Genomic DNA, 18,235 nt, shown 5'->3' with positions numbered 1-18,235 from the left:
GCAGCCTCGACCCACTTCGTCACCACACTGATTCCCGCTCATTTCGACCCCGCCGTCTGCAGCGTGCGCCTGCACGGGGATCGGACTCTGCTCCCGGAGCGATACGTCGCGGCGGCGCACGACTTGGAAACTGCGATGACAGGTCGAGCCTTTCGGATCAACATCCTTGCGGCGTATGACGCACGCGACGAACTGCGTGCCGCCCATTCGAGAGCGCAGGCGGAGGGCAGCGATATCAACTCTGCGTTCGACATCGGCGACGTCGACATGGTCATCAGAACCAGCCCCGAGCCGCTCCTCAGTGGATTTCTGCCGATGCAGTGCCAGTACGCCCAGTTGATTTTCCTGACGACGCCGCTGAACGAGCTCGCGGGATGTCACATCGACCAGCTCATCGCTGATTATCGACGCTTTCCGCAGCGTCGTGGTCAGTAGTGCTGTGACGGAGTCGAAGAGAACACCGTTGATCATCGGCGCTGGCCCCGCCGGGCTCACCGCCGCTCTCAGGCTGGCTGAGAGAGGTGTCACGCCGCGCGTGTACGAGGCGACGGGGTGCGTCGGAGGTCTGGCCCGGACCCCGCGGAACGGCGATTGGCGCGTTGATCCCGGTGGTCACCGATTCTTCACCAAAAGCGAAGAAGTCCTGGACCTCTGGAACTCTCTCCTTCCTGTCGACCAGTGGATCTCGGTGCCTCGGCGCTCGGCCATGCTGGTGAACGGAGAGTACGTGCGGTACCCGCTGGTCGGCCGCGATCTGTTGACACAGCTGGGGTTTGGGCGCGGGCTCTACGGACTTGGCAGCCTGACGTGGTTCAGAATGCGGCGGGGGATCGGCTTCGTCGACCAGTCCGCCAGCTTCCGCGAATGGGGCACGCACGAATTCGGTCGCTACTGGTACAACCTGTTCTTCGACGGCTACGTCCGCAAGACCTGGCAAGCGAATCCTGATGACATAGCCAGTGATTGGGCGAACCAGCGAATAAAGCCGATCACTTGGCGCCGGCGAAGACCGTTGGATGGCGCAGACCAGGATGTCTTTCGGTACCCCAGACTCGGGCCGGGGCAACTCTGGGAAGCAGCGGCGGCGGCATTGGCCGACGTCGGCGCCGCACCGAGCCTCGACGTACGTGTCGTCGGGGCCCACTTCGACGGCCGAGACTGGACGGTGAAGCTGCACAACGGCGACACGGCCTCAGGAGATGCCTTGTTCTCGAGCATGCCGCTGCAGTCGCTGGTGGAGTGCTTGCAGCCCAAACCGCCGAGATCCATTCGGGCGGCGGCCGCAACTCTGAAACACCGTGGCTTGATCACGGTCGCCGTCGCCATCAGAAAGCACCTTGACATTCCCTACCACTGGGTCTACACACCAGGTAAAGCCTTCCAGGCCGGGCGGATTCAGAATTACGGCCTCTGGTCGAGCGGGCTCACTCCAGACGGTTGGGACGGCACCTTCCTGGGATTCGAGTATTTCGTCGGTCCGAACGCGGAATTGCTTGCAGCGGATGACGAGCGGTTGAGAGCGGTCGTCGAAGACGACCTTCGTGCGCTCGGCGTAGACGACACCGACGTCGAGCACGTCATGATCGTGCGCTCACGATTCGCCTACCCGATCTACGATCCGGTTCGGGATAGAAGCGTTGGTCGAATCCGGGACTTTCTGCGGCGGAACTACCCATCGCTTCACCCGATCGGGCGCAACGGGATGCATCGCTACGACAATCAAGACCATGCGATGTTGAGTGCCATGCACAGCGTCGACCGATATTTCGGTGGGAACGTGGATCCGTGGCAGGTGAACACGGATCGGGGTTATCACGAAGCCGGACTGCGGAAGGACTAGGCAACCGCGCGGCCGCGCGGTGTGACCAACGACACCGCTAGCTATAGCAAGCACTTCGTTTGCAGCAGCTAGCGACGGGTATTTCGGAAACCGATGATTCGAGGAGGACCCGTGACGAATGCGATGTTCACTGAGTTGGCCGACGCCTTGCGAAACCCGGGCGCGGCGCGTCCGCGTGTAGGACGTGGCTCCCTTCCGTCGACGGCCAACCTCCTCGGGGCGATCACGACCGCGCTTGGCACCGTACTGTCGAGCGTGCTCGAGCCCAGGGCGACCCCGTCGCGCTCTCCACACGGCTTCACCATCGTCGACCGATCTCTGACCCGCTGCTGATCGCTCGGCGGCTGCGATTGGACGATCACCACCAACGGTCAATCGGGATGTGCCGAAGCGGAATGCGCAACGGTCCTCGGCTAAGGCTGATCCGACTGCGCAACCTGCCGCGTGACCAACTTCGGTGGCAGCGCCGCGGCGCCCAGAAGCGCGAGTTTGTCGGCGTCCGCGGATCCGGCCTGGGCGTGATAGACGACCACGTGGAGATCCTGGGCCCCGCTGACGGCGAGACGTTCGCGGTAGAGCTGCATCTCGCCGACCTGAGGGTGATCAAACACGGTGGCTGCGCCTCGCTGGGCGCCCACGTCGTGACGCGACCACATCGTGCGGAACCGCGGACTGGCCAAGGACAGTTCGCCGACGAGTTCGATGAACCGGGGGTCGTCGACGTCGGTGCCAACGGAACGGCGCAGGCTGGAGATCAGGCACTCGGTCGTGCCGTCCCAGTCTGGGTGCAGGGCAATCTCCTCGGGGTCGAGGAACATGTCGCGCAACTGGTTTCGTCCCACGGTCAGGCGTGGTGACAGTGCGTAGGCGATGGTGTTGGCGGCCAGGACGTCGAAGTACCGGCCTTCGACGAACGCAGGTTGGGTCAGGCCTTCCAGCAGCATGACGATGCTCGCCGGCACGGACTCGGGACGCGGTCTGCGTCGTGTCCTGCGCGGCTGATGCGTCGCCAGGCCCAGCAGGTATGACAAGTTCTCGTCGTCGAGCTGGAGCACTCGCGCGATGGATTCGAGGACCTGCACCGATGGATGGCGGTCGCGTCCACGCTCCAGGCGCAGGTAGTACTCGGCGCTGATACCGGCCAGCATGGCCACCTCTTCACGCCGCAGACCGGGCACCTGGCGTCGGCCCTGGTCGCTGATGCCCGCGCGATCCGGGGTCACGAGCCCGCGCCGAGCACGCAGGTACTCACCCAACGGATTCGGCTTGTCGGTCATCCCTCACACGGTAGGCGCCCCGTCGAGGGCACGAGGGGGCCCTGTCACTACCAGGGCGCCCGGGGGCTCTGGCCCGCCATCGGGGCCGCACGGAGCATTGGTGGCGACCAGACACTGCTGTGAAAGGAAGCTTCATGAGCGATCGGCTCAATCGTCAGATCCTGCTAGCGGCGAGGCCACACGGAGACCCGAAGCCCAGCGACTTCGACATCGTGGACGGGTCGGTGCCGACCCCCGGCGACCGCGAGGTCCTGATCCGAAACCTGCTGGTCTCGATGGATCCCTACAACCGCATCATCATGGGCAACGCGAACAGCGATCAACCGCCGATCGACGTTGGCGACCCCATGTTCGGCTTCACCATCGCGGTCGTCGAACTAAGCAACAACCCCGCCTTCTCGGTGGGCGATTACGTCGGCAGCATGTCCGGATGGCAGGAGTACGCACTGTCCGACGGATCAGACCTCAGGCCGATCGATCCGGAGGCGGCCCCGCTGTCGGCGAATCTCGGAGTGCTGGGCATGACGGGTCTCACGGCGTGGGTGGGACTGACCAAGATCATCGACCCGAAGCCGGGCGGCACGCTCGTCGTGACCGCCGCTGCAGGCGCCGTTGGCTCCGCGGCATCCCAGATCGGCAAGCTACGGGGACATCGAGTCGTGGGTGTCGCCGGCGGTCCCGAAAAGTCACGTCACCTCCTGGAGGATCTCGGCCTGGACGCCGCCGTCGACTACAAGGCACCCGACTTCGCCGACCAGCTCGCTCGCGCAGTGCCCGAAGGAATCGACACGGTCTACGAGAACGTGGGTGCCTCGATGGTCGCCGCGCTGCTGCCGCATCTAAACCTGAAGGCCCAGATCGTGGTGGGAGGCGTGATGTCGGCAATAACGGCGACGGAAGCCTTCGAGGGGCCGGATCGGTTGCCAGATCTGATGAGGGCGGTGCTGTACAAGGACCTCACCGTCCGGGGTTTCTCGGTCCCCGACTACTTCGACAGCTACGCGGATCTCCTGGCCGAACTGGCGCCTGCGGTGGCGGGCGGCAAGGTGCGCTATGCCGAGCACTTCATCGAGGGGCTCGAGGCCATTCCCACGGCCTTTCCGGACATGTTCCACGGCCGCGTGACAGGCAAGATGATCGCGAAGATCGGCTAGATCGGAGGCCGGCGTGACCCGGCCATGCGCTTGGTTGCCGAACATCTTCCCGCTCAAGCGTTTTGGTCGCCCTGACGAAGTGGCCCAGCTGGCTGGCGTCCTTCCTCGCGCCACACCGGAAGAGATTTCATCATCGCCGACGTCGTGTTCCAGCGACTCCGATCGGGTCGACACGGCTAGCGTTGAATATTCAACGCTGGAAGCCGGTCGGGGTACGCTCGGCGCTGCGGCCCTGGTGGGCCCCGAGCGATGAGGAGAGCCACATGGGCAAGGCGAGGGCCGAGCCTGCCGAGGACTTGCCGTCGAACTCCACTCGGCGGCAGCTCATGGAGAACGAAGTGCTCGAACACGCCACCCGGTTGTTCGCCGAACGCGGCTTCTCGGGTACCAGTCTGCAGGACGTCGCTGAATCCATGGGACTCAAGCGGCCTGCCCTGTATTACTACTTCAAGAGCAAGGAGGCCCTGCTCGACCGATTGGTGTTCGAGGCGACGGTCGCGCCGGCGAAGGAGTTACGGGCGATCGGTGCGAAGAAGGGCCTCGACCCTGCCACCCGCCTGCACGCGATGGCGACGTGGATCGTGAGGTACATCGAGGCCAACACGGACCGCTTCCTGCTGCTGGTCAGATCCGAATCGGACCTGTCGCCAGCCAGCGCCAAGAAGTTCAACGAAGGTCGCAGGGCGACCCTCGCTGCCGTGCAATCGGTGATCGAAGAAGGCATCAAGGCCGGACAGTTCAGACCCGTCGACCCGCGCGTCGCGGCGCTGGGCGTCTGGGGGATGTGCAACTGGATTGCCTTCTGGTACAAGCCCGATCGATCCAGTTCCAGTATCGACGGCATCGCAAGTCAGCTCGCTGACATGGCAGTCGGCGGCTTGCAACGAGCAGAACGCCGAGAGAGCGACATCCTCAGCCCACGGCACGCGTTGGCGACGATCCGCGACAATCTCGATCGCCTCGAGCAGGCGATCGACCGCGACCAGGCGCGGTAACTCCACGGCGGCGGGGCAGGGCGCGGAAAACCGGCATCTTCTTGACTTCTTGACGCATACGTCCGAGGATCTACACCTAGGATGAATTGGTGACGTCGGCCACGTGGCCCGACGGCGTGAGGTGCCGGTGTCTCTGGTCATCCACCCTCATCACCACGCCGATTTGGAGGGCCTCCGATGATGATCAGGCGCGATTCCCGTCTCGCCCGACACGGCGAGGCTCTAGTGGCGCGCTACCTGAAAACCGGTTCGTGGAGCCGTCAACCGACGATCGCCCGGTTTCGTGCCGTCGTCGAGGAGCACGGTAAGCGAGACGCCGTGATCGGGCGTGACGGGTCGATGACCTACGACGACCTCGACGAGCGGTCCGACCAGATCGCCGCCTGGCTGATCGGCAACGGGCTGCCCGTGGGTGGGCCCGTCGTCGTCCAGGCAAGCAACTCCGCCGAGACCGTGCTTGCGTTCTACGCCCTTCTCAAGTCCGGTGCCGTCCCGGTGGCGGCGCTTCCTGCGCACCGCTCACACGAGATCGGCCACATCAGCGAAATCGTGCAACCCGTGGCGCATCTCGTAGACACCGGCGTTTCCGACGGTGTGCTGACCGGCATCGCCCTGGCCAACGCTGCAGCCCACCCGTCGATCCAGCACCTCTTGGCCATTGGCGCTGCGTCAGAAGACTTCCCCAGGTTGACCGACGTCGGCTACGACATTCCGCCGGCCACCGCGCGCACGCGCGTCGATGCCGTGCAAGAGTCCATCCACTACGAAGACGTCGTGGTGTTCCAGCTATCCGGTGGCACGACGGGTACGCCGAAGGTGATTCCTCGCCTACATGCCGAGTACTGGAACAATGCGCTCTTCAACTCGCGCGCCCTGCGTCGTGACTGGAGATCCCGAACGGCGCACGTCATGCCGATCCTGCACAACGCCGGTGTCGTCAACGCGCTGTTCGGCGCGCACTCCGTCGGCGGGTGCGTCGTACCGCTACCGTTCGGCAACCACGACGACACGATTGCCGCGCTCGTCCACGCCGGCGTCTCGGACATGATGGTGATCAGCCCGATGGAGCCGTGGTTCGATCATCCACGGTGGAACGAGGTCGCCGCCACTCTGCAGTTCCTGATCTACTCGGGCTCCAAGCCACCGTCGGCATTGGTCGAACGCATTGCCGCGCAGAACATCTGGATGGGTCAAACGTGGGGCATGGCCGAAGGCCCCTACACGACGACTCGCTTTGCGGCCCCACCGGATCTTCGAGCTGCCTCGGTTGGCACGCCGACATTCGACTCTGACGATGAGACGCTAGTCGTCGACCCGACCACGTTTGGTCCACTGCCCAATGGTCAGACCGGCCTTCTGGCCTATCGCGGGCCGAGCACGATCGCGGGCTACTTCGATGCCGCCGATCACAACGCGACTGCGTTCGATGACGGATTCCTGCTTACCGGTGACATGGCAAGGGTGATCGACCATGCGGGGCTGCCGTACCTGGCGCTCGAGGGCCGAATCAAGGACGTCATCAGCCGCGGGGCGGAGAAGATCAGCACCGAGGAGGTGGAGAAGCTCCTTCGCCAGCATCCGGAGATCGTGGACGCAGCCGTCGTGGCCATGCCTGACGCGCGCCTCGGCGAACGCGCCTGTGCCTACGTGACTCTCGCCGGTGGGGTCGCCACCATCCGGCTGGCGGATGTACGAGATCACTTCGCTGCGCTGGGGGTGGCGAAGTTCAAGTGGCCGGAGAGGCTCGAGATCGTCGACGCGCTGCCCCGGACGCCGACGTTGAAGACCGACAAGGTGAAGCTGCGCCAACGGATAGCCGCACGGCTCGTTGCGGAGGAAGGGCGCGAGCGCGCGCAGGTCTGAGACCGCGTAAACGCTTCAGCGTCGGCATGTGGAGGACGGAATCATGATCAAGGTAGTGACGCTCTTCAAACGCAAGGATGGGATCTCCCACCAGGAGTTCCGCGACTACTACGAGAACCACCACTGCAAACTCTTCGACGAGTATCTGAAGAGGCCAGGGGTCAAGCGTTACGTGCGCCGGTATCTGGCGCCGTCGCTGGATGCAATATCTGGCGAGGTCCATTCCTCGGGGTTCGACGCCTTGATGGAGCTCTGGGTCGAAGACGACTGGTTCGATTCCTACTACGGCGGGGCACTGGATCCCGAGTTTCGTGCGCTCATCGCGGCCGACGAGGAGAAGCTCTTCGATCGCGCCCACATCTACAAGCACACGGTCGAGGAGGAGTGCGAGACCGAGTTTCCACGACCGGGAGCTGCTGGTTAGTGGTGTCAGTTGCCCACGACGGGGAACGGTAGGACCCGCGGAGAATCGAGGCAAGGCATGGACGAGTTGGTCGAGTCGGCGGTGTCGCGACCGAGCGCAGTACCGAAGAAGAGTCGGTCGATGGAACGGCGCGCAGCTTTCGCCGCGTCGATGGGCACGCTTCTCGAGTACTTCGACTTCGCGATCTTCGGGCTGTTGTCGGCCATCGTCTTCCCTGAGTTGTTCTTCAAGGAACTGGACGGTCCAGCCGCGCTCCTTGCTTCCTTCGCCACCTTCGGTGTGGGGTTCCTGGCGCGGCCGTTGGGCGCGTTCATCTTCGCTGTGATCGGTGATCGCTTCGGGCGTCGCAGGGCACTCAACGGCACTCTGTGGCTCATGGGGTTGTCCTCGGTGCTGGTGGGGTTGCTGCCCAGTCACGCCACGATCGGCATCCTGGCTCCCGTCCTGCTCGTCGCTCTGCGGTTCGCGCAGGGGATTGCGGCGGGCGGTGAGATTTGCGGCGCCCAGTTGCTCGCACTCGAGCACGCCCCGAAGGATCGCCGCGGCCGTGCCGGATCCTTCGTGGCGGTGGCCTCGCCCATCGCGCAACTGGTGGCGAATCTGGGGCTGGCCGGCCTGACCGCCGTGATGAGCGACGAGGCCTTCGTCGCATGGGGCTGGCGGATACCACTCGTCGCTGCGTTCATCCTGCTCGCCGTCGCTGGGTGGGTTCGCTCACGGGTCGATGAGACGCCGGAATTCGAAGCGGCGCAATCGAAGTCGGAGGAACGGCCCAGCACGTTCCACGTGTTTCGGGTACAGCCCAAGACGACTCTTCTTCTGCTGTTCTCCTGGGCCGGGCCGCACGCGATCTTCCCGATGGTCACCGTGTTCGGGATCTCCTACATGACGTCCGAGGCCGACTTCCCGCGGAGCACCACCCTTTCCATCATGGTGTTCGCGCAGCTGGTCGCCATCGCGGGTGCACTGGCCGGTGGGCGGGTGGCCGACCGGATCGGCGCCAGGAACACCATGCTGATCGCGATGGTGGGTGTCGGCCTGTTCTTCATCCCGTTGTTCCCCTTGGTGAGTACCAGAAACGTGGTACTCATCGCGATCTTCATGGCAGGCTCGGTCGCGTCGGTGATCTTCGGTCAGGCAGCCCAGGCGTCATTCTTCGCCGACGCGTTCCCAGTTCGACTGCGCTACATGGGCTCAGCGATGTCATACGCCGTGTCGGGGGTCATCTTCGGGGGCACCGCGCCCTTTGCGGCCGCCAGTCTCCTCGAGGTGTCAGGCGGCAACGTCTTCGCGGTCACTGCTTACGGATCGGCCGTGGTCGTTGCCTCGTTCATCGCCGTCCTCGCGCGACCAGCCCATCCGGACCTTGCGCCCGAGGTGACCGAGACGACCTGACGGACGCCGGGTGGTCCTCGCCACTCGTGAGTCCCGTCAGCGTCGGATCATCGACGGTGCAGTCAAAAGACCGGTAGGCTGAGCCGATGGTGGACGACAGGTTGTTGAGGGCGGAGGACTTGCCGGTCGGCAGATTGTTGGAACTCGGCGAGTACACGGTCGCGCGCGAGGAGATCGTTGCGTTCGCGACGCAGTGGGATCCGCAACCGTTTCACATCGACGAGGAATTCGCGCGGCACACCCGATTCGGCGACCTGATCGGCAGTGGCCTGCACACGATCGCCATCTTTCAACGCCTCTGCGTCCTGCGCCTGTACCGCGACTGGGCCGTGATTGCGGGCCGAGCCGTCAGGGACGTGGAACTCACTCGCCCGTTGCGCCCGGACACCACGGTGCAGGCGACCGTCCAGATCGAATCCGTGACGCCCGACTCGCCGACGCGCTCCCTGGTGAGGAAGAAGGGCGCCGTGTTGCATGGCGATGTCGTGCTCATGACGATCGACGTGGAGTCCTACGTCCTTCGGCGACAATGACATTCCGCCGCGTTCGACGGCTCGCGGATTTGCGAGCGGACCGGCACTCAGCGCCGCCGGCCGTACCGGTCGGAGAGCTTGTCCGCGGTGGTGGGGGGAGCCGGACTCGCGGCGCGGGAATCGTCGTAGGACTTCTCGCGGCGTCGTTGCTTGACCTCGGCGACCACGAAGTAGCCGACGCCGATCGGCGCAATGATGCCAAACGCGATCCACTGGATGCCGTACGAGAGGAAAGGTCCTGCGTCCAGGTGCGGCAGCGGGACGACGCCGAGACCGCCCGGCTGGTCCTCGACGAGCTGAAGGTATGAGCCCGCCAGCGGAACACCGGTCACCCGTGAGATCTGCGCGGTGCTGATCGAGTACACCTGCTGAATGCCGTCCTCGCGGAACGGGTCCTTGCCGACCGGGACCTCCTCTGGATCCCTCAGTCGCGCGGTGATGGTCACCGTGCCCGTTGGCGGCGGATCGAACTCGGGGACCGCGGTGCCCTTGTCGGGTTTGACGTAGCCGCGGTCGACCAGGACGGTGGGGCCGCCGTCGACGTGGAACGGGACCAGCACCTCGTACGCGGGCTCACCGTTGACGACCCGCAGTCGGGCCAGTACCTGCGCGTCGGCCTGGTAGGTGCCGGTGGCCGTCACCTGCCGCCACTGCTGAGCAGGGGCGGCCGAATCCTGTTGTGGTAGAAGGGTGGTGACCGGCACCGGGTCCTGCGACAGCGAATCGGCGACCTGCTGATTCTCGCGGGACGTCGTGGTGTTCTTGCCGAGCTGCCACGGCGCCAGCACGGTGAAGCACAGGTAGGCGAACGCGATCACGACGACGTACAGCGCAAGCCACTGCGGCTTGAAGAGGAACGCCCACCTACGCGTCGCACGCATCAGCCTGCGGCCCTCCGCCCGGCGAGCTGTTCGTCGACCCAGTCGTGCAACCCCGGCAGCGAGGCATCGATGACTGCGAAGGTCTCCTGATAGTCCGCAGACGAGCCGTAGTACGGATCCTCGACGTCCAGCGGATGCGCGGCGGACCGGGGATCGAACGAACGCATCATGCGGATCCGCGCCTGCGGTACCCCGAGATCGTTCAGGATGCGGACGTGGTTGCGCCCCATCGCGATCACCAGGTCGGCGCCGAGGTGGTCGTCGTCGAGTACGGCGGCGCGGTGCAGGGTGGGATAGCCGTTCTCGGCCAGCACCTGCGCGGTGAGGTCGTGGACGGGGTCGCCGGCATGCCAGTTGCCGGTGCCAGCACTGGTCACGCGCACCGCGTCCGACAGCCCCCGCTGCTCGATCTGGTGGGCGAACATCTTCTCGGCCATCGGCGAGCGGCAGATGTTTCCCGAGCAGACGAACGTCACGTGCAGAGGGTCAGACACCCAGCACCTCCCGAAGCCCGTCGACCGAGGACACGTGCTTGAACGGAAGCACCGAATCTTCGGCCCCGAAGTCGTCCGCGCCGTACCCCCATTCGACGATCACGGTGTCGATGCCGTGCGCCGCGGCGCCGATCACGTCGTGCGAGCGGTCGCCGACCATGAGTACGCGTTCCGGCAGTGGTCCCAGCTGGCCCAGCGCGTGCGCGACGACGTCGGCCTTCGACGACCGGACACCGTCCGTGCTCGCGCCCGCGATCACCTCGAAGAAGTCCCCGATGCCGAAGTGTTCGATGATCCGCCGCGCCGTCACCTCGTTCTTGGACGTGGCGACCGCCAACCGCACTCCCGCGGCACGGAGATCGGTCAACAGGTCGGCGATGCCTTCGAACAGGGCGTTCATCGACCAGCCCCTGGTCGTGTAGTCCGCCCGATACGCGGTGAACGCCTCCTCGGCGCGGTCACCGAGCCCCATGGACCTCAGGGTGACGAGCATCGGAGGCCCGACGATGCGGCCCGCGAGGTCACCGTCGGGCACTTCTGCGCCGATTTCGGCGAGGGCGTGGCGAAAGCTGGCGACGATCCCTTCCGCGGAATCGGTGAGGGTGCCGTCGAGGTCGAATAGGACTAGCTGGGGACTCACGCGTCCATTGTCTACTGTCTTGTTGTGGACAGTCCCTTCCGGTCGGCGGTGAGCGTTCGGTCGGGTCCCCTGTTGGGCGACGTCATCGACCTGCTCGATGCCGCCTATCCACCGGGTTTGGCCGCGTCGTGGGATTCCGTCGGGCTGGTCTGCGGCGACCGCGCCGAGGTGGTCGAATCCGTGACGATCGCCGTCGACGCCACCCCCGACGTGGTGTCCGAGGTGCCCGACGGCGGCCTGCTGCTGGCTCACCACCCGCTGCTGCTGCGCGGGGTGGACACCGTGGCCGCCGACACCGCAAAGGGAGCGCTGCTGCACCGCCTGATCCGCAGCGGTGCGGCGCTGTTCACCGCGCACACCAACGCGGACGCGGCATCGCCCGGGGTCTCGGATGCCCTCGCCGACACATTGGGAGTGACCGTCGAGGGCGTGCTCTCGCCCGTCGCCGACGGGGTGCGGCGCGACAAGTGGGTGGTCTACGTGCCCACCGCGAACCCAGAGCACGCCGATGCCGTCCGCGAGGCGATGTTCGGTGCGGGTGCCGGTCACATCGGCGACTACTCGCACTGCAGCTGGACCGTCGCGGGAACCGGTCAGTTCCTCCCACTCGACGGGGCATCTCCGGCCGTTGGCGCCGTCGGTGCACTCGAACGGCTGCCAGAGGCCCGCATCGAGATGATCGCGCCCGCCAAGGTGCGGGCCGCGGTGCTGACTGCGATCCGCGGCGCGCACCCGTACGAGGAGCCCGCGTTCGACGTGCTCGAGCTCGCGGCACTGCCCACGGACGTCGGCATCGGCCGCATTTGTGCCCTGCCCGAACCGGAATCGTTGGCGGCCTTCGTTGCTCGTGTCGCCGACCGGCTGCCCGCGGCGTCATGGGGCGTGCGGGCCGCGGGTGATCCCGACGCGATGGTGTCCAGGGTCGCGGTGTGTGGGGGAGCGGGGGACTCGCTGCTCGACGAGGTGGCAGGGGCTGGCGTACAGGCCTACCTGACGGCGGATCTGCGCCACCACCCCGCCGACGAGCATCTGCGGGTGTCCGACGTGGCGCTGGTGGACGTCGCACACTGGGCGAGTGAACGGCCGTGGTGCGATCAAGCCGCAGAAGTGCTGCGCAGCCACTTCGGTGAGGCGCTTGCGGTGCGGGTCAGTCAGGTCCGGACGGATCCATGGAACATAGAGAAGGACGCGTAGAACAAATGAAAGCCGATCAGCTACAACAACGTTCGATCATCGAACTCGCCGCAGTCGACGCCGATCTGAGCCGTCTGACGTACCGCGCAGGCCATCTCGACGAGCAGAAGGCCTTCGATGCGGTCCAGGCCGAACATCGCGAGGCGAACGACAAGCTCGCCGCCGTCGGCATCGCCCTCGACGACCTCGACGGGCAGATCGCCAAGTTCGAGAGCGAGATCGAGTCCGTTCGCAAACGCGAGGACCGCGACCGCGGCCTGCTGGACGGTGGCACGGTGGACGTCAAGCACATTGCCGAGTTGCAACACGAACTGGACACGCTGCAGCGTCGCCAAGGCAGCCTTGAGGATTCGCTGTTGGAGATCATGGAGCACCGCGAGTCGCTGCAGACCGACCAGGCCGCGCAGTTGGCCCGCATCGACGATCTGCAGGACCGGCTCGCGACCGCGCAGGCAGCCCGCGACGAAGCGCTGGTGGTCATCGATGACGCCCGCCATCAGGCCCAGGCCCGGCGCGACGAACTGGTCGCGTCACTCGACGCCGGGTTGGTGGCGCTCTACGAGCGACAGCGGGCAGGCGGCGGTGTCGGCGCAGGACGATTGCAGGGCAAGCGGTGTGGGGCATGCCGCATCGAGATCGACAGAGGAGAGCTGGCCCGGATCTCCGCGGCCCCCGAGGACGACGTGCAGCGGTGCCCCGAATGTTCGGCAATCCTGGTGCGGGTCAGGGACTTCAGCGAATGAGGGTGATCGTCGAGGCCGACGGTGGGTCGCGCGGCAACCCCGGGCCCGCCGGATACGGCGCCGTGGTCTGGTCGGCCGACCACGAGCGGGTGCTCGCCGAGAGCAAGGACAGCATCGGCCACGCCACCAACAACGTCGCCGAGTACCGCGGTCTGATCGCGGGCCTGGAGGCAGCCGCCGAGATGGGTGCGACCGACGTTGCGGCCCAACTGGACTCCAAACTGGTGGTCGAACAGATGTCGGGTCGTTGGCGCGTCAAGCATCCCGACCTGGTGCCGCTGCGGCAACGGGCCGACGACCTGGCCAGGGCGTTCGACTCCATCACGTTCAGCTGGATCCCGCGGGCCCGCAACGCGCACGCCGACCGGTTGGCCAACGAGGCCATGGACGCGGCGGCCGAGTCGTCGGCAGCGCCCGCAGCCGAGGCGGCCTCACCGGCGGGCTGGACCGGAGCGCGCGGAGCGCCAACCCGGTTCCTCCTGTTGCGTCACGGTCAGACCGAGCTGTCGATCCAGCGGCGATACTCGGGCCGCGGCAACCCGGCGCTCACCGACCTGGGCCGTCAGCAGGCCGCCGCCGCGGCCCGGTATCTGGGGGAGCGCGGCGGGATCACGGCGGTCGTGTCGTCACCTCTGCAGCGCGCCTATGACACCGCGACGGCGGCAGCCAAGACGCTCGGCCTGGACGTCGTTGTCGACGACGACCTGATCGAGACCGACTTCGGTGAGTGGGAGGGCCTGACGTTCGGCGAAGCGGCGCAACGGGATCCGGCAGTGCACGGTAAGTGGTTGCGCGATACCAGCATCGCCCCGCCCGGCGGCGAAAGCTTCGATGCCGTCGCGCAACGGGTCCGCCGCGCGCGCACCAGGATCATCTCGGAGTACGGCGACGCGACCGTGCTCGTCGTGTCGCACGTGACGCCGATCAAGACGGTGTTGCGGCTGGCGCTGGACGCGGGGGAGGGCATCCTCTACCGCCTGCACCTCGATCTCGCCTCGCTGTCGGTCGCCGAGTTCTATCCCGACGGCGTCGCATCGGTGCGGCTGGTCAATCAGACGGCATATCTGGAGTGAGCTTTCTGGTCCGGGTCAGGCTGGGCAGCAAGACCTCGTCGACCAGCGCGCGGACCGTTTCGTCCGTCGGTGGGCGCCCGGGCATCAGGAAGCGGAACGCCAGGTAGCCCGGCAACACGTCCCAGATCTCGTCGCTGATGACCTCGGCATCGATCTCGCCACGGTCGACCGCATCGGTCAGCACCTTGGTCATCAGCACCTTGCGCTGATGGACGAACTCTTGCTGCAGAACGTCACTGAGCTCGGGGATGCGCGACAACTCGGTCAGGACGCCGCGCATGATGCTGGCGTGTTCGGGCGCCTTGTTGCTGATCAGCCTGCCGATCTCCAGCAGGTCGCCACGCAGCGAGCCGGTGCGTGGCGGGTCCGTCGGTGCCTGCGTCCCCTCGATGAACGCCGCGATCACCAGGTCGGCCTTCGACGGCCACCGGCGATACATGGTGGCCTTGCTCGCCTTGGCCTCCGTAGCCACCGCCTCCAACGTCAAACCGTCGTAGCCGTGTTGCTGCAGCAGTCGCAGCGTCACCGCCAACAACTCCGACTCGCGCGCAGTCCAACGCGACGACGACGCCGAGCCGCCACGAGCCGAGATCAAGGACACGCGACCCACTTTAGTGTCAGGTGTGCAGGTGCAGGCGCTCGCCGTGCGGCCCGAAGATCGCCACGGCCTCGACCGGACCGTCCACGGTGCCGAACCAGTGCGGCGTCCACGTCGAGAACTCAACGGCCTCACCCGGTTTGATGATGAAGTCGCGCTCGCCGAGAATCAGTCGCATGCGGCCGGAGAGGACGTAAACCCAGTCCTGACCGTCGTGCACGGGTAGTTCGTCGGGCGGGGTACGGCGCCGTGCGCTCACGCGGATCTTGAATGCGTGCAGGCCGCCTGCGGGTCCGCTGTGGGTGAGCGGCCAGTACGTCACGCCGTGCCGGGTCTTCGCGGCGCCCTTCACCCGCGGGTCCTCGGCGTCGGGGGCGCGCAGCAGGTCGTCGGTGCTGACCGAGAGTGCCGACGCCAGGCGCGGCAGGTGATCCAGCGCCAGCCGCCGCTTGCCCGATTCCAGCCGGCTCAACGTCGACACGTCGATGTCGGCGCTCGTCGCTACCTCCTCGAGGGTGAGGCCGCGCTGGGTGCGCAGCTCGCGGAGCCGTCGCCGCACCCGGAGGTCGACGTCATCGGTGCCCTTTGCCTGCATGGCAAACGATGTTGGCAGATCGTGCATCTGTCGGCAAGGTGGACGTCATGACATTCACGGACGCCTCGAACGCCGACTGGGACTGCGTGGTGGTCGGAGGCGGTGCCGCCGGACTGAGCGCCGCGCTGGTGCTCGGCCGGGCCCGCCGCCGCACCCTGGTGGTCGACGCAGGCGAGCAGAGCAATTTGGCCGCGCATGGCATCGGCGGCCTGCTCGGCCAGGACGGTCGTCCACCCGCACAGCTCTACGAGACGGGCCGGGCCGAACTGGCCAAGTACCCCAGCGTTCGGTTTCGCGCCGGCGAGGTGACGTCGGCCGTGGCCGACGGCGCTGGCTTCGCGATCGAGCTGGCCGACGGTGGCCGCGAGCGGACGAGACGACTGTTGCTCGCCACCGGAATGGACTACCGCACGCCGTCGATTCCTGGGCTCGCCGAACTGTGGGGCAGTTCGGCGTTCCACTGCCCGTTCTGCCACGGCTGGGAGCTCCGAGACCAACCGCTGGCCGTCCTCGCCGATGGCGACCGCGCCATGCACTCGGCGCTGATGTTGCGCGGCTGGACCGACGACGTCGTGGTCCTCACCGACGGCGCGGCCGAGCTCGACGCCGGTCAGCGCGAGCAGCTGGCTGCCGCCGGCGTCGCCATCGACGAGCGGGAGGTTGCGGAAATGCGCTCCGAGGCAGGGGAATTGACAGCCGTGGTGTTCGCGGGCGGGGAGAGCCTCGCGCGCCGCGGCGTCCTGGTCGCCACCTCGTTGCACCAACGCTCGCCGCTCGCCGCCCAACTCGGGGTTGCGACGGCGCCGCCGAACCCCATCACCGCGGACGCCATCGAGGTCGATGCCTTCCAACGCACCTCGGTCGCCGGGGTGTTCGCCGCAGGCGACGTCGGCGCCGGTATGCCGCAGGTCGCCGCTGCCGTGGCGGGTGGCTCACTGGCCGCGGCCGCGGTGGTGCAGAGCCTGCTCGCCGACGAGGTCGGACTCCCCGTCCCGCCATGGCCCAACTCCAACCAGTCCAACCAGTCCAACCAGTCCAACCAGGAGGAGAGCACTCATGTCCCCGCATGACCACCACACCCAGGACGACACACCTGCCAGGGAGTACTGGGAAGCGCACTACGGTGAGCGCGAACGGATCTGGAGCGGGCGTGTCAACAAGCACTTCGCCGAGGTGGTCGCGGAGCTGGCCCCCGGCCGCGTGCTCGACCTTGGCTGCGGCGAGGGCGGCGACGCCGTTTGGCTGGCCGAGCGGGGCTGGCGGGTCACCGCCGTCGACATCGCCGAGACGGCGCTCGCCAGAGCCGCCGAGCTGGCGCGCGAACGGGGCGTGGCAGACCGCGTGGAGTTCCAGCGCCACGACCTGTCCGACAGCTTCCCCGACGGGACCTACGATCTGGTCTCGGCGCAATTCCTGCACTCGACGGTGCGGCTCGAGCGCCCACAGATCCTTCGCAAGGCCGCGAGCGCTCTGGCGCCCGGTGGCGTACTCATCGTCGTCGACCACGCCGAAGCGCCACCGTTTGCGAAGAAGATGGTCCACGATCATCCATTCCCCAGTGCCGAGGAAGTGCTCGCCGAGCTTGCTCTGCCCGCATCGGAATGGGAGCGGGTGCGCGTCGAGAAGCTGGGCAGGGACGGCGTCGACCCGGATGGTGCACCGTTCACCTGGTGGGACAACATCATGGTGCTGCGTCGGAGTTGACCACCCAATTGAGCTTTGGACCTGTCAGAGGGTCGAGGTACAGTCGAACGCATGTTCGATTCGATGGCGTCGGTCGGCCGGATCGCCGAGGAGGCGAGACTGGTCGAGCGCATCGCCGAGCTAGAGCGTCTGAAGTCGTCGGCCGCGGCCGAGCAGGCGGTGTTGACCGCGGAGTTCGATGCGCTTCGTCGGGCTCGGGAGGCCCGACAAGGGGTCCCGGCGGCCAAGCGGGGCAAGGGCCTGGCGTCTGAGGTGGCGTTGGCGCGGCGGGACTCGCCGAATAGGGGTGGCAGGCACGTCGGGTTCGCCCTCGCCCTGGTCCACGAGATGCCGCACACCTTGGCGGCGTTGGCGGCCGGGGTGCTCTCGGAGTGGCGGGCCACCCTGATCGTTCGGGAATCGGCGTGTCTGGACGTCGAGGATCGCCGCACCCTGGATGCCCGAATGTGCGCCGACCAAGCCGTGTTGGAGGGCAAGGGAGACAGGCGCATCGAGGCCGACGCCAAGTCGATCGCCTACGAATTGGACCCGCAGGCCATCGTCGACCGCGCGGTGCGAGCAGAGCGCGAGCGCACGGTCACGATCCGACCGGCCCCGGACGCCATGACGTACGTGACCGCATTGCTACCGATGCCCCAGGGCGTGGCCGTCTACGCCTCGCTCAAGCGCATGGCCGACAGCTGCGGCGACGGCCGCGGCCGCGGACAGGTCATGGCCGACACCCTGGTGGAGAGGGTGACTGGGCGACCCGCCGAGGTGCCGGTGCCCGTCGCGGTCAACGTGGTCCTGACCGACGAGAGTCTCGTCGGCGGCAGCACCGATTCCGCTCGCA

The 18,235-nt window shown here is 66.6% G+C and carries 21 protein-coding genes; 15 read left to right on the top strand and 6 right to left on the bottom strand.

Annotation, left to right across the window (positions count from 1 at the left end; all coding sequences use genetic code 11):
* The first annotated feature begins 63 nt into the window (after window positions 1-63).
* The 3 genes from ABW137_RS24655 (at window position 64) to ABW137_RS24645 (ending at window position 2,173) form a co-directional block, all read left to right on the top strand.
* On the top strand, window positions 64-435 hold the full coding sequence (locus ABW137_RS24655) for an undecaprenyl diphosphate synthase family protein (RefSeq protein WP_526404085.1): 372 nt from the start codon (window positions 64-66) through the stop codon (window positions 433-435).
* 4 nt (window positions 436-439) lie between these two features.
* Window positions 440-1,840, top strand: coding sequence for a protoporphyrinogen/coproporphyrinogen oxidase (locus ABW137_RS24650; protein ID WP_526404083.1), 1,401 nt, complete (start codon window positions 440-442; stop codon window positions 1,838-1,840).
* A gap of 111 nt (window positions 1,841-1,951) precedes the next feature.
* On the top strand, window positions 1,952-2,173 hold the full coding sequence (locus tag ABW137_RS24645; protein ID WP_526404082.1) for a hypothetical protein: 222 nt from the start codon (window positions 1,952-1,954) through the stop codon (window positions 2,171-2,173).
* 80 nt (window positions 2,174-2,253) lie between these two features.
* On the opposite strand, the gene ABW137_RS24640 is transcribed toward ABW137_RS24645, so the two are convergent.
* A complete protein-coding gene (locus ABW137_RS24640; RefSeq protein WP_526404081.1) occupies window positions 2,254-3,117 on the bottom strand; it encodes a helix-turn-helix domain-containing protein in 864 nt (287 codons plus the stop codon).
* A 134-nt stretch (window positions 3,118-3,251) separates the two neighbouring features.
* On the opposite strand from ABW137_RS24640, the gene ABW137_RS24635 reads away from it, so the two are divergent.
* The 6 genes from ABW137_RS24635 (at window position 3,252) to ABW137_RS24610 (ending at window position 9,481) form a co-directional block, all read left to right on the top strand.
* Complete coding sequence (locus ABW137_RS24635) at window positions 3,252-4,271, top strand: NADP-dependent oxidoreductase (RefSeq protein WP_526404080.1); 1,020 nt, start codon at window positions 3,252-3,254, stop codon at window positions 4,269-4,271.
* Between the two features lie 263 nt (window positions 4,272-4,534).
* A complete protein-coding gene (locus tag ABW137_RS24630; protein ID WP_526404079.1) occupies window positions 4,535-5,266 on the top strand; it encodes a TetR/AcrR family transcriptional regulator in 732 nt (243 codons plus the stop codon).
* Window positions 5,267-5,443: 177 nt separating this feature from the next.
* Window positions 5,444-7,129, top strand: coding sequence for an AMP-binding protein (locus ABW137_RS24625; protein ID WP_526404078.1), 1,686 nt, complete (start codon window positions 5,444-5,446; stop codon window positions 7,127-7,129).
* A 43-nt stretch (window positions 7,130-7,172) separates the two neighbouring features.
* On the top strand, window positions 7,173-7,553 hold the full coding sequence (locus ABW137_RS24620) for an EthD domain-containing protein (protein ID WP_526404077.1): 381 nt from the start codon (window positions 7,173-7,175) through the stop codon (window positions 7,551-7,553).
* 57 nt (window positions 7,554-7,610) lie between these two features.
* Complete coding sequence (locus ABW137_RS24615; protein ID WP_526404076.1) at window positions 7,611-8,948, top strand: MFS transporter; 1,338 nt, start codon at window positions 7,611-7,613, stop codon at window positions 8,946-8,948.
* An 86-nt stretch (window positions 8,949-9,034) separates the two neighbouring features.
* Window positions 9,035-9,481, top strand: coding sequence for a MaoC/PaaZ C-terminal domain-containing protein (locus ABW137_RS24610; RefSeq protein WP_526404075.1), 447 nt, complete (start codon window positions 9,035-9,037; stop codon window positions 9,479-9,481).
* Between the two features lie 47 nt (window positions 9,482-9,528).
* On the opposite strand, the gene ABW137_RS24605 is transcribed toward ABW137_RS24610, so the two are convergent.
* Genes ABW137_RS24605 through ABW137_RS24595 form a run of 3 tightly spaced genes read right to left on the bottom strand, consistent with a single transcriptional unit; the run spans window position 9,529 to window position 11,496 of the window.
* Complete coding sequence (locus ABW137_RS24605) at window positions 9,529-10,362, bottom strand: SURF1 family cytochrome oxidase biogenesis protein (protein ID WP_526404074.1); 834 nt, start codon at window positions 10,360-10,362, stop codon at window positions 9,529-9,531.
* Complete coding sequence (locus ABW137_RS24600) at window positions 10,362-10,856, bottom strand: low molecular weight protein-tyrosine-phosphatase (protein WP_526404073.1); 495 nt, start codon at window positions 10,854-10,856, stop codon at window positions 10,362-10,364. Before ABW137_RS24600 ends, ABW137_RS24605 begins: the two co-directional genes overlap by 1 nt.
* A complete protein-coding gene (locus ABW137_RS24595; protein ID WP_526404072.1) occupies window positions 10,849-11,496 on the bottom strand; it encodes an HAD-IA family hydrolase in 648 nt (215 codons plus the stop codon). The genes ABW137_RS24600 and ABW137_RS24595 overlap by 8 nt, the downstream gene beginning before the upstream one ends.
* Before the next feature lie 48 nt (window positions 11,497-11,544).
* Between ABW137_RS24595 and ABW137_RS24590 the strand changes: the two genes are divergently transcribed.
* From ABW137_RS24590 to ABW137_RS24580, 3 genes are read left to right on the top strand one after another with little or no spacing between them, the layout of a single operon-like run.
* Complete coding sequence (locus tag ABW137_RS24590) at window positions 11,545-12,690, top strand: Nif3-like dinuclear metal center hexameric protein (RefSeq protein WP_526404084.1); 1,146 nt, start codon at window positions 11,545-11,547, stop codon at window positions 12,688-12,690.
* A 5-nt stretch (window positions 12,691-12,695) separates the two neighbouring features.
* Window positions 12,696-13,433 carry a zinc ribbon domain-containing protein gene (locus ABW137_RS24585; protein WP_526404071.1) on the top strand — a complete coding sequence of 246 codons (738 nt, stop codon included), beginning with the start codon at window positions 12,696-12,698 and terminating at the stop codon, window positions 13,431-13,433.
* Complete coding sequence (locus ABW137_RS24580) at window positions 13,430-14,506, top strand: bifunctional RNase H/acid phosphatase (RefSeq protein WP_526404070.1); 1,077 nt, start codon at window positions 13,430-13,432, stop codon at window positions 14,504-14,506. Before ABW137_RS24585 ends, ABW137_RS24580 begins: the two co-directional genes overlap by 4 nt.
* Here the strand turns inward: ABW137_RS24580 and ABW137_RS24575 are convergent.
* Window positions 14,481-15,107 (bottom strand): TetR/AcrR family transcriptional regulator, encoded by a 627-nt coding sequence (locus ABW137_RS24575; protein WP_526404069.1) that lies wholly within the window; start codon window positions 15,105-15,107, stop codon window positions 14,481-14,483. The two genes, ABW137_RS24580 and ABW137_RS24575, sit on opposite strands and share 26 nt — an antisense overlap.
* 16 nt (window positions 15,108-15,123) lie before the next feature.
* Complete coding sequence (gene relB, locus ABW137_RS24570) at window positions 15,124-15,699, bottom strand: type II toxin-antitoxin system RelB family anti-toxin (RefSeq protein ID WP_526404068.1); 576 nt, start codon at window positions 15,697-15,699, stop codon at window positions 15,124-15,126.
* Between the two features lie 47 nt (window positions 15,700-15,746).
* Between relB and ABW137_RS24565 the strand changes: the two genes are divergently transcribed.
* The 3 genes from ABW137_RS24565 to ABW137_RS24555 form a co-directional block, all read left to right on the top strand.
* A complete protein-coding gene (locus tag ABW137_RS24565) occupies window positions 15,747-16,769 on the top strand; it encodes an NAD(P)/FAD-dependent oxidoreductase (protein ID WP_526404067.1) in 1,023 nt (340 codons plus the stop codon).
* Window positions 16,756-17,403, top strand: coding sequence for an SAM-dependent methyltransferase (locus tag ABW137_RS24560; RefSeq protein ID WP_526404066.1), 648 nt, complete (start codon window positions 16,756-16,758; stop codon window positions 17,401-17,403). Before ABW137_RS24565 ends, ABW137_RS24560 begins: the two co-directional genes overlap by 14 nt.
* Window positions 17,404-17,454: 51 nt before the next feature.
* On the top strand, window positions 17,455-18,235 hold a 781-nt coding region (locus ABW137_RS24555), incomplete at its 3' end, for a DUF222 domain-containing protein (protein ID WP_526404065.1).

The sequence above is a fragment of the Mycobacterium sp. genome, from assembly GCF_040509115.1.
In the GTDB taxonomy this organism is placed as follows: domain Bacteria; phylum Actinomycetota; class Actinomycetes; order Mycobacteriales; family Mycobacteriaceae; genus Mycobacterium.
Note: the sequence above shows the minus strand (reverse complement) of the source record. Positions and strands in the feature narration are given on the sequence as shown.

Excerpts from the sequence above, each read along its gene's own strand:
- ABW137_RS24610 (WP_526404075.1), top strand. The coding sequence starts at position 9,035 with ATGGTGGACGACAGGTTGTTGAGGGCGGAGGACTTGCCGGTCGGCAGA.
- ABW137_RS24640 (WP_526404081.1), bottom strand. The coding sequence starts at position 3,117 with ATGACCGACAAGCCGAATCCGTTGGGTGAGTACCTGCGTGCTCGGCGC.
- ABW137_RS24605 (WP_526404074.1), bottom strand. The coding sequence starts at position 10,362 with ATGCGTGCGACGCGTAGGTGGGCGTTCCTCTTCAAGCCGCAGTGGCTT.
- ABW137_RS24630 (WP_526404079.1), top strand. The coding sequence starts at position 4,535 with ATGGGCAAGGCGAGGGCCGAGCCTGCCGAGGACTTGCCGTCGAACTCC.
- ABW137_RS24615 (WP_526404076.1), top strand. The coding sequence starts at position 7,611 with ATGGACGAGTTGGTCGAGTCGGCGGTGTCGCGACCGAGCGCAGTACCG.
- ABW137_RS24560 (WP_526404066.1), top strand. The coding sequence starts at position 16,756 with ATGTCCCCGCATGACCACCACACCCAGGACGACACACCTGCCAGGGAG.
- ABW137_RS24580 (WP_526404070.1), top strand. The coding sequence starts at position 13,430 with ATGAGGGTGATCGTCGAGGCCGACGGTGGGTCGCGCGGCAACCCCGGG.
- ABW137_RS24565 (WP_526404067.1), top strand. The coding sequence starts at position 15,747 with ATGACATTCACGGACGCCTCGAACGCCGACTGGGACTGCGTGGTGGTC.
- ABW137_RS24625 (WP_526404078.1), top strand. The coding sequence starts at position 5,444 with ATGATGATCAGGCGCGATTCCCGTCTCGCCCGACACGGCGAGGCTCTA.
- ABW137_RS24585 (WP_526404071.1), top strand. The coding sequence starts at position 12,696 with ATGAAAGCCGATCAGCTACAACAACGTTCGATCATCGAACTCGCCGCA.
- relB (WP_526404068.1), bottom strand. The coding sequence starts at position 15,699 with ATGCAGGCAAAGGGCACCGATGACGTCGACCTCCGGGTGCGGCGACGG.
- ABW137_RS24635 (WP_526404080.1), top strand. The coding sequence starts at position 3,252 with ATGAGCGATCGGCTCAATCGTCAGATCCTGCTAGCGGCGAGGCCACAC.
- ABW137_RS24620 (WP_526404077.1), top strand. The coding sequence starts at position 7,173 with ATGATCAAGGTAGTGACGCTCTTCAAACGCAAGGATGGGATCTCCCAC.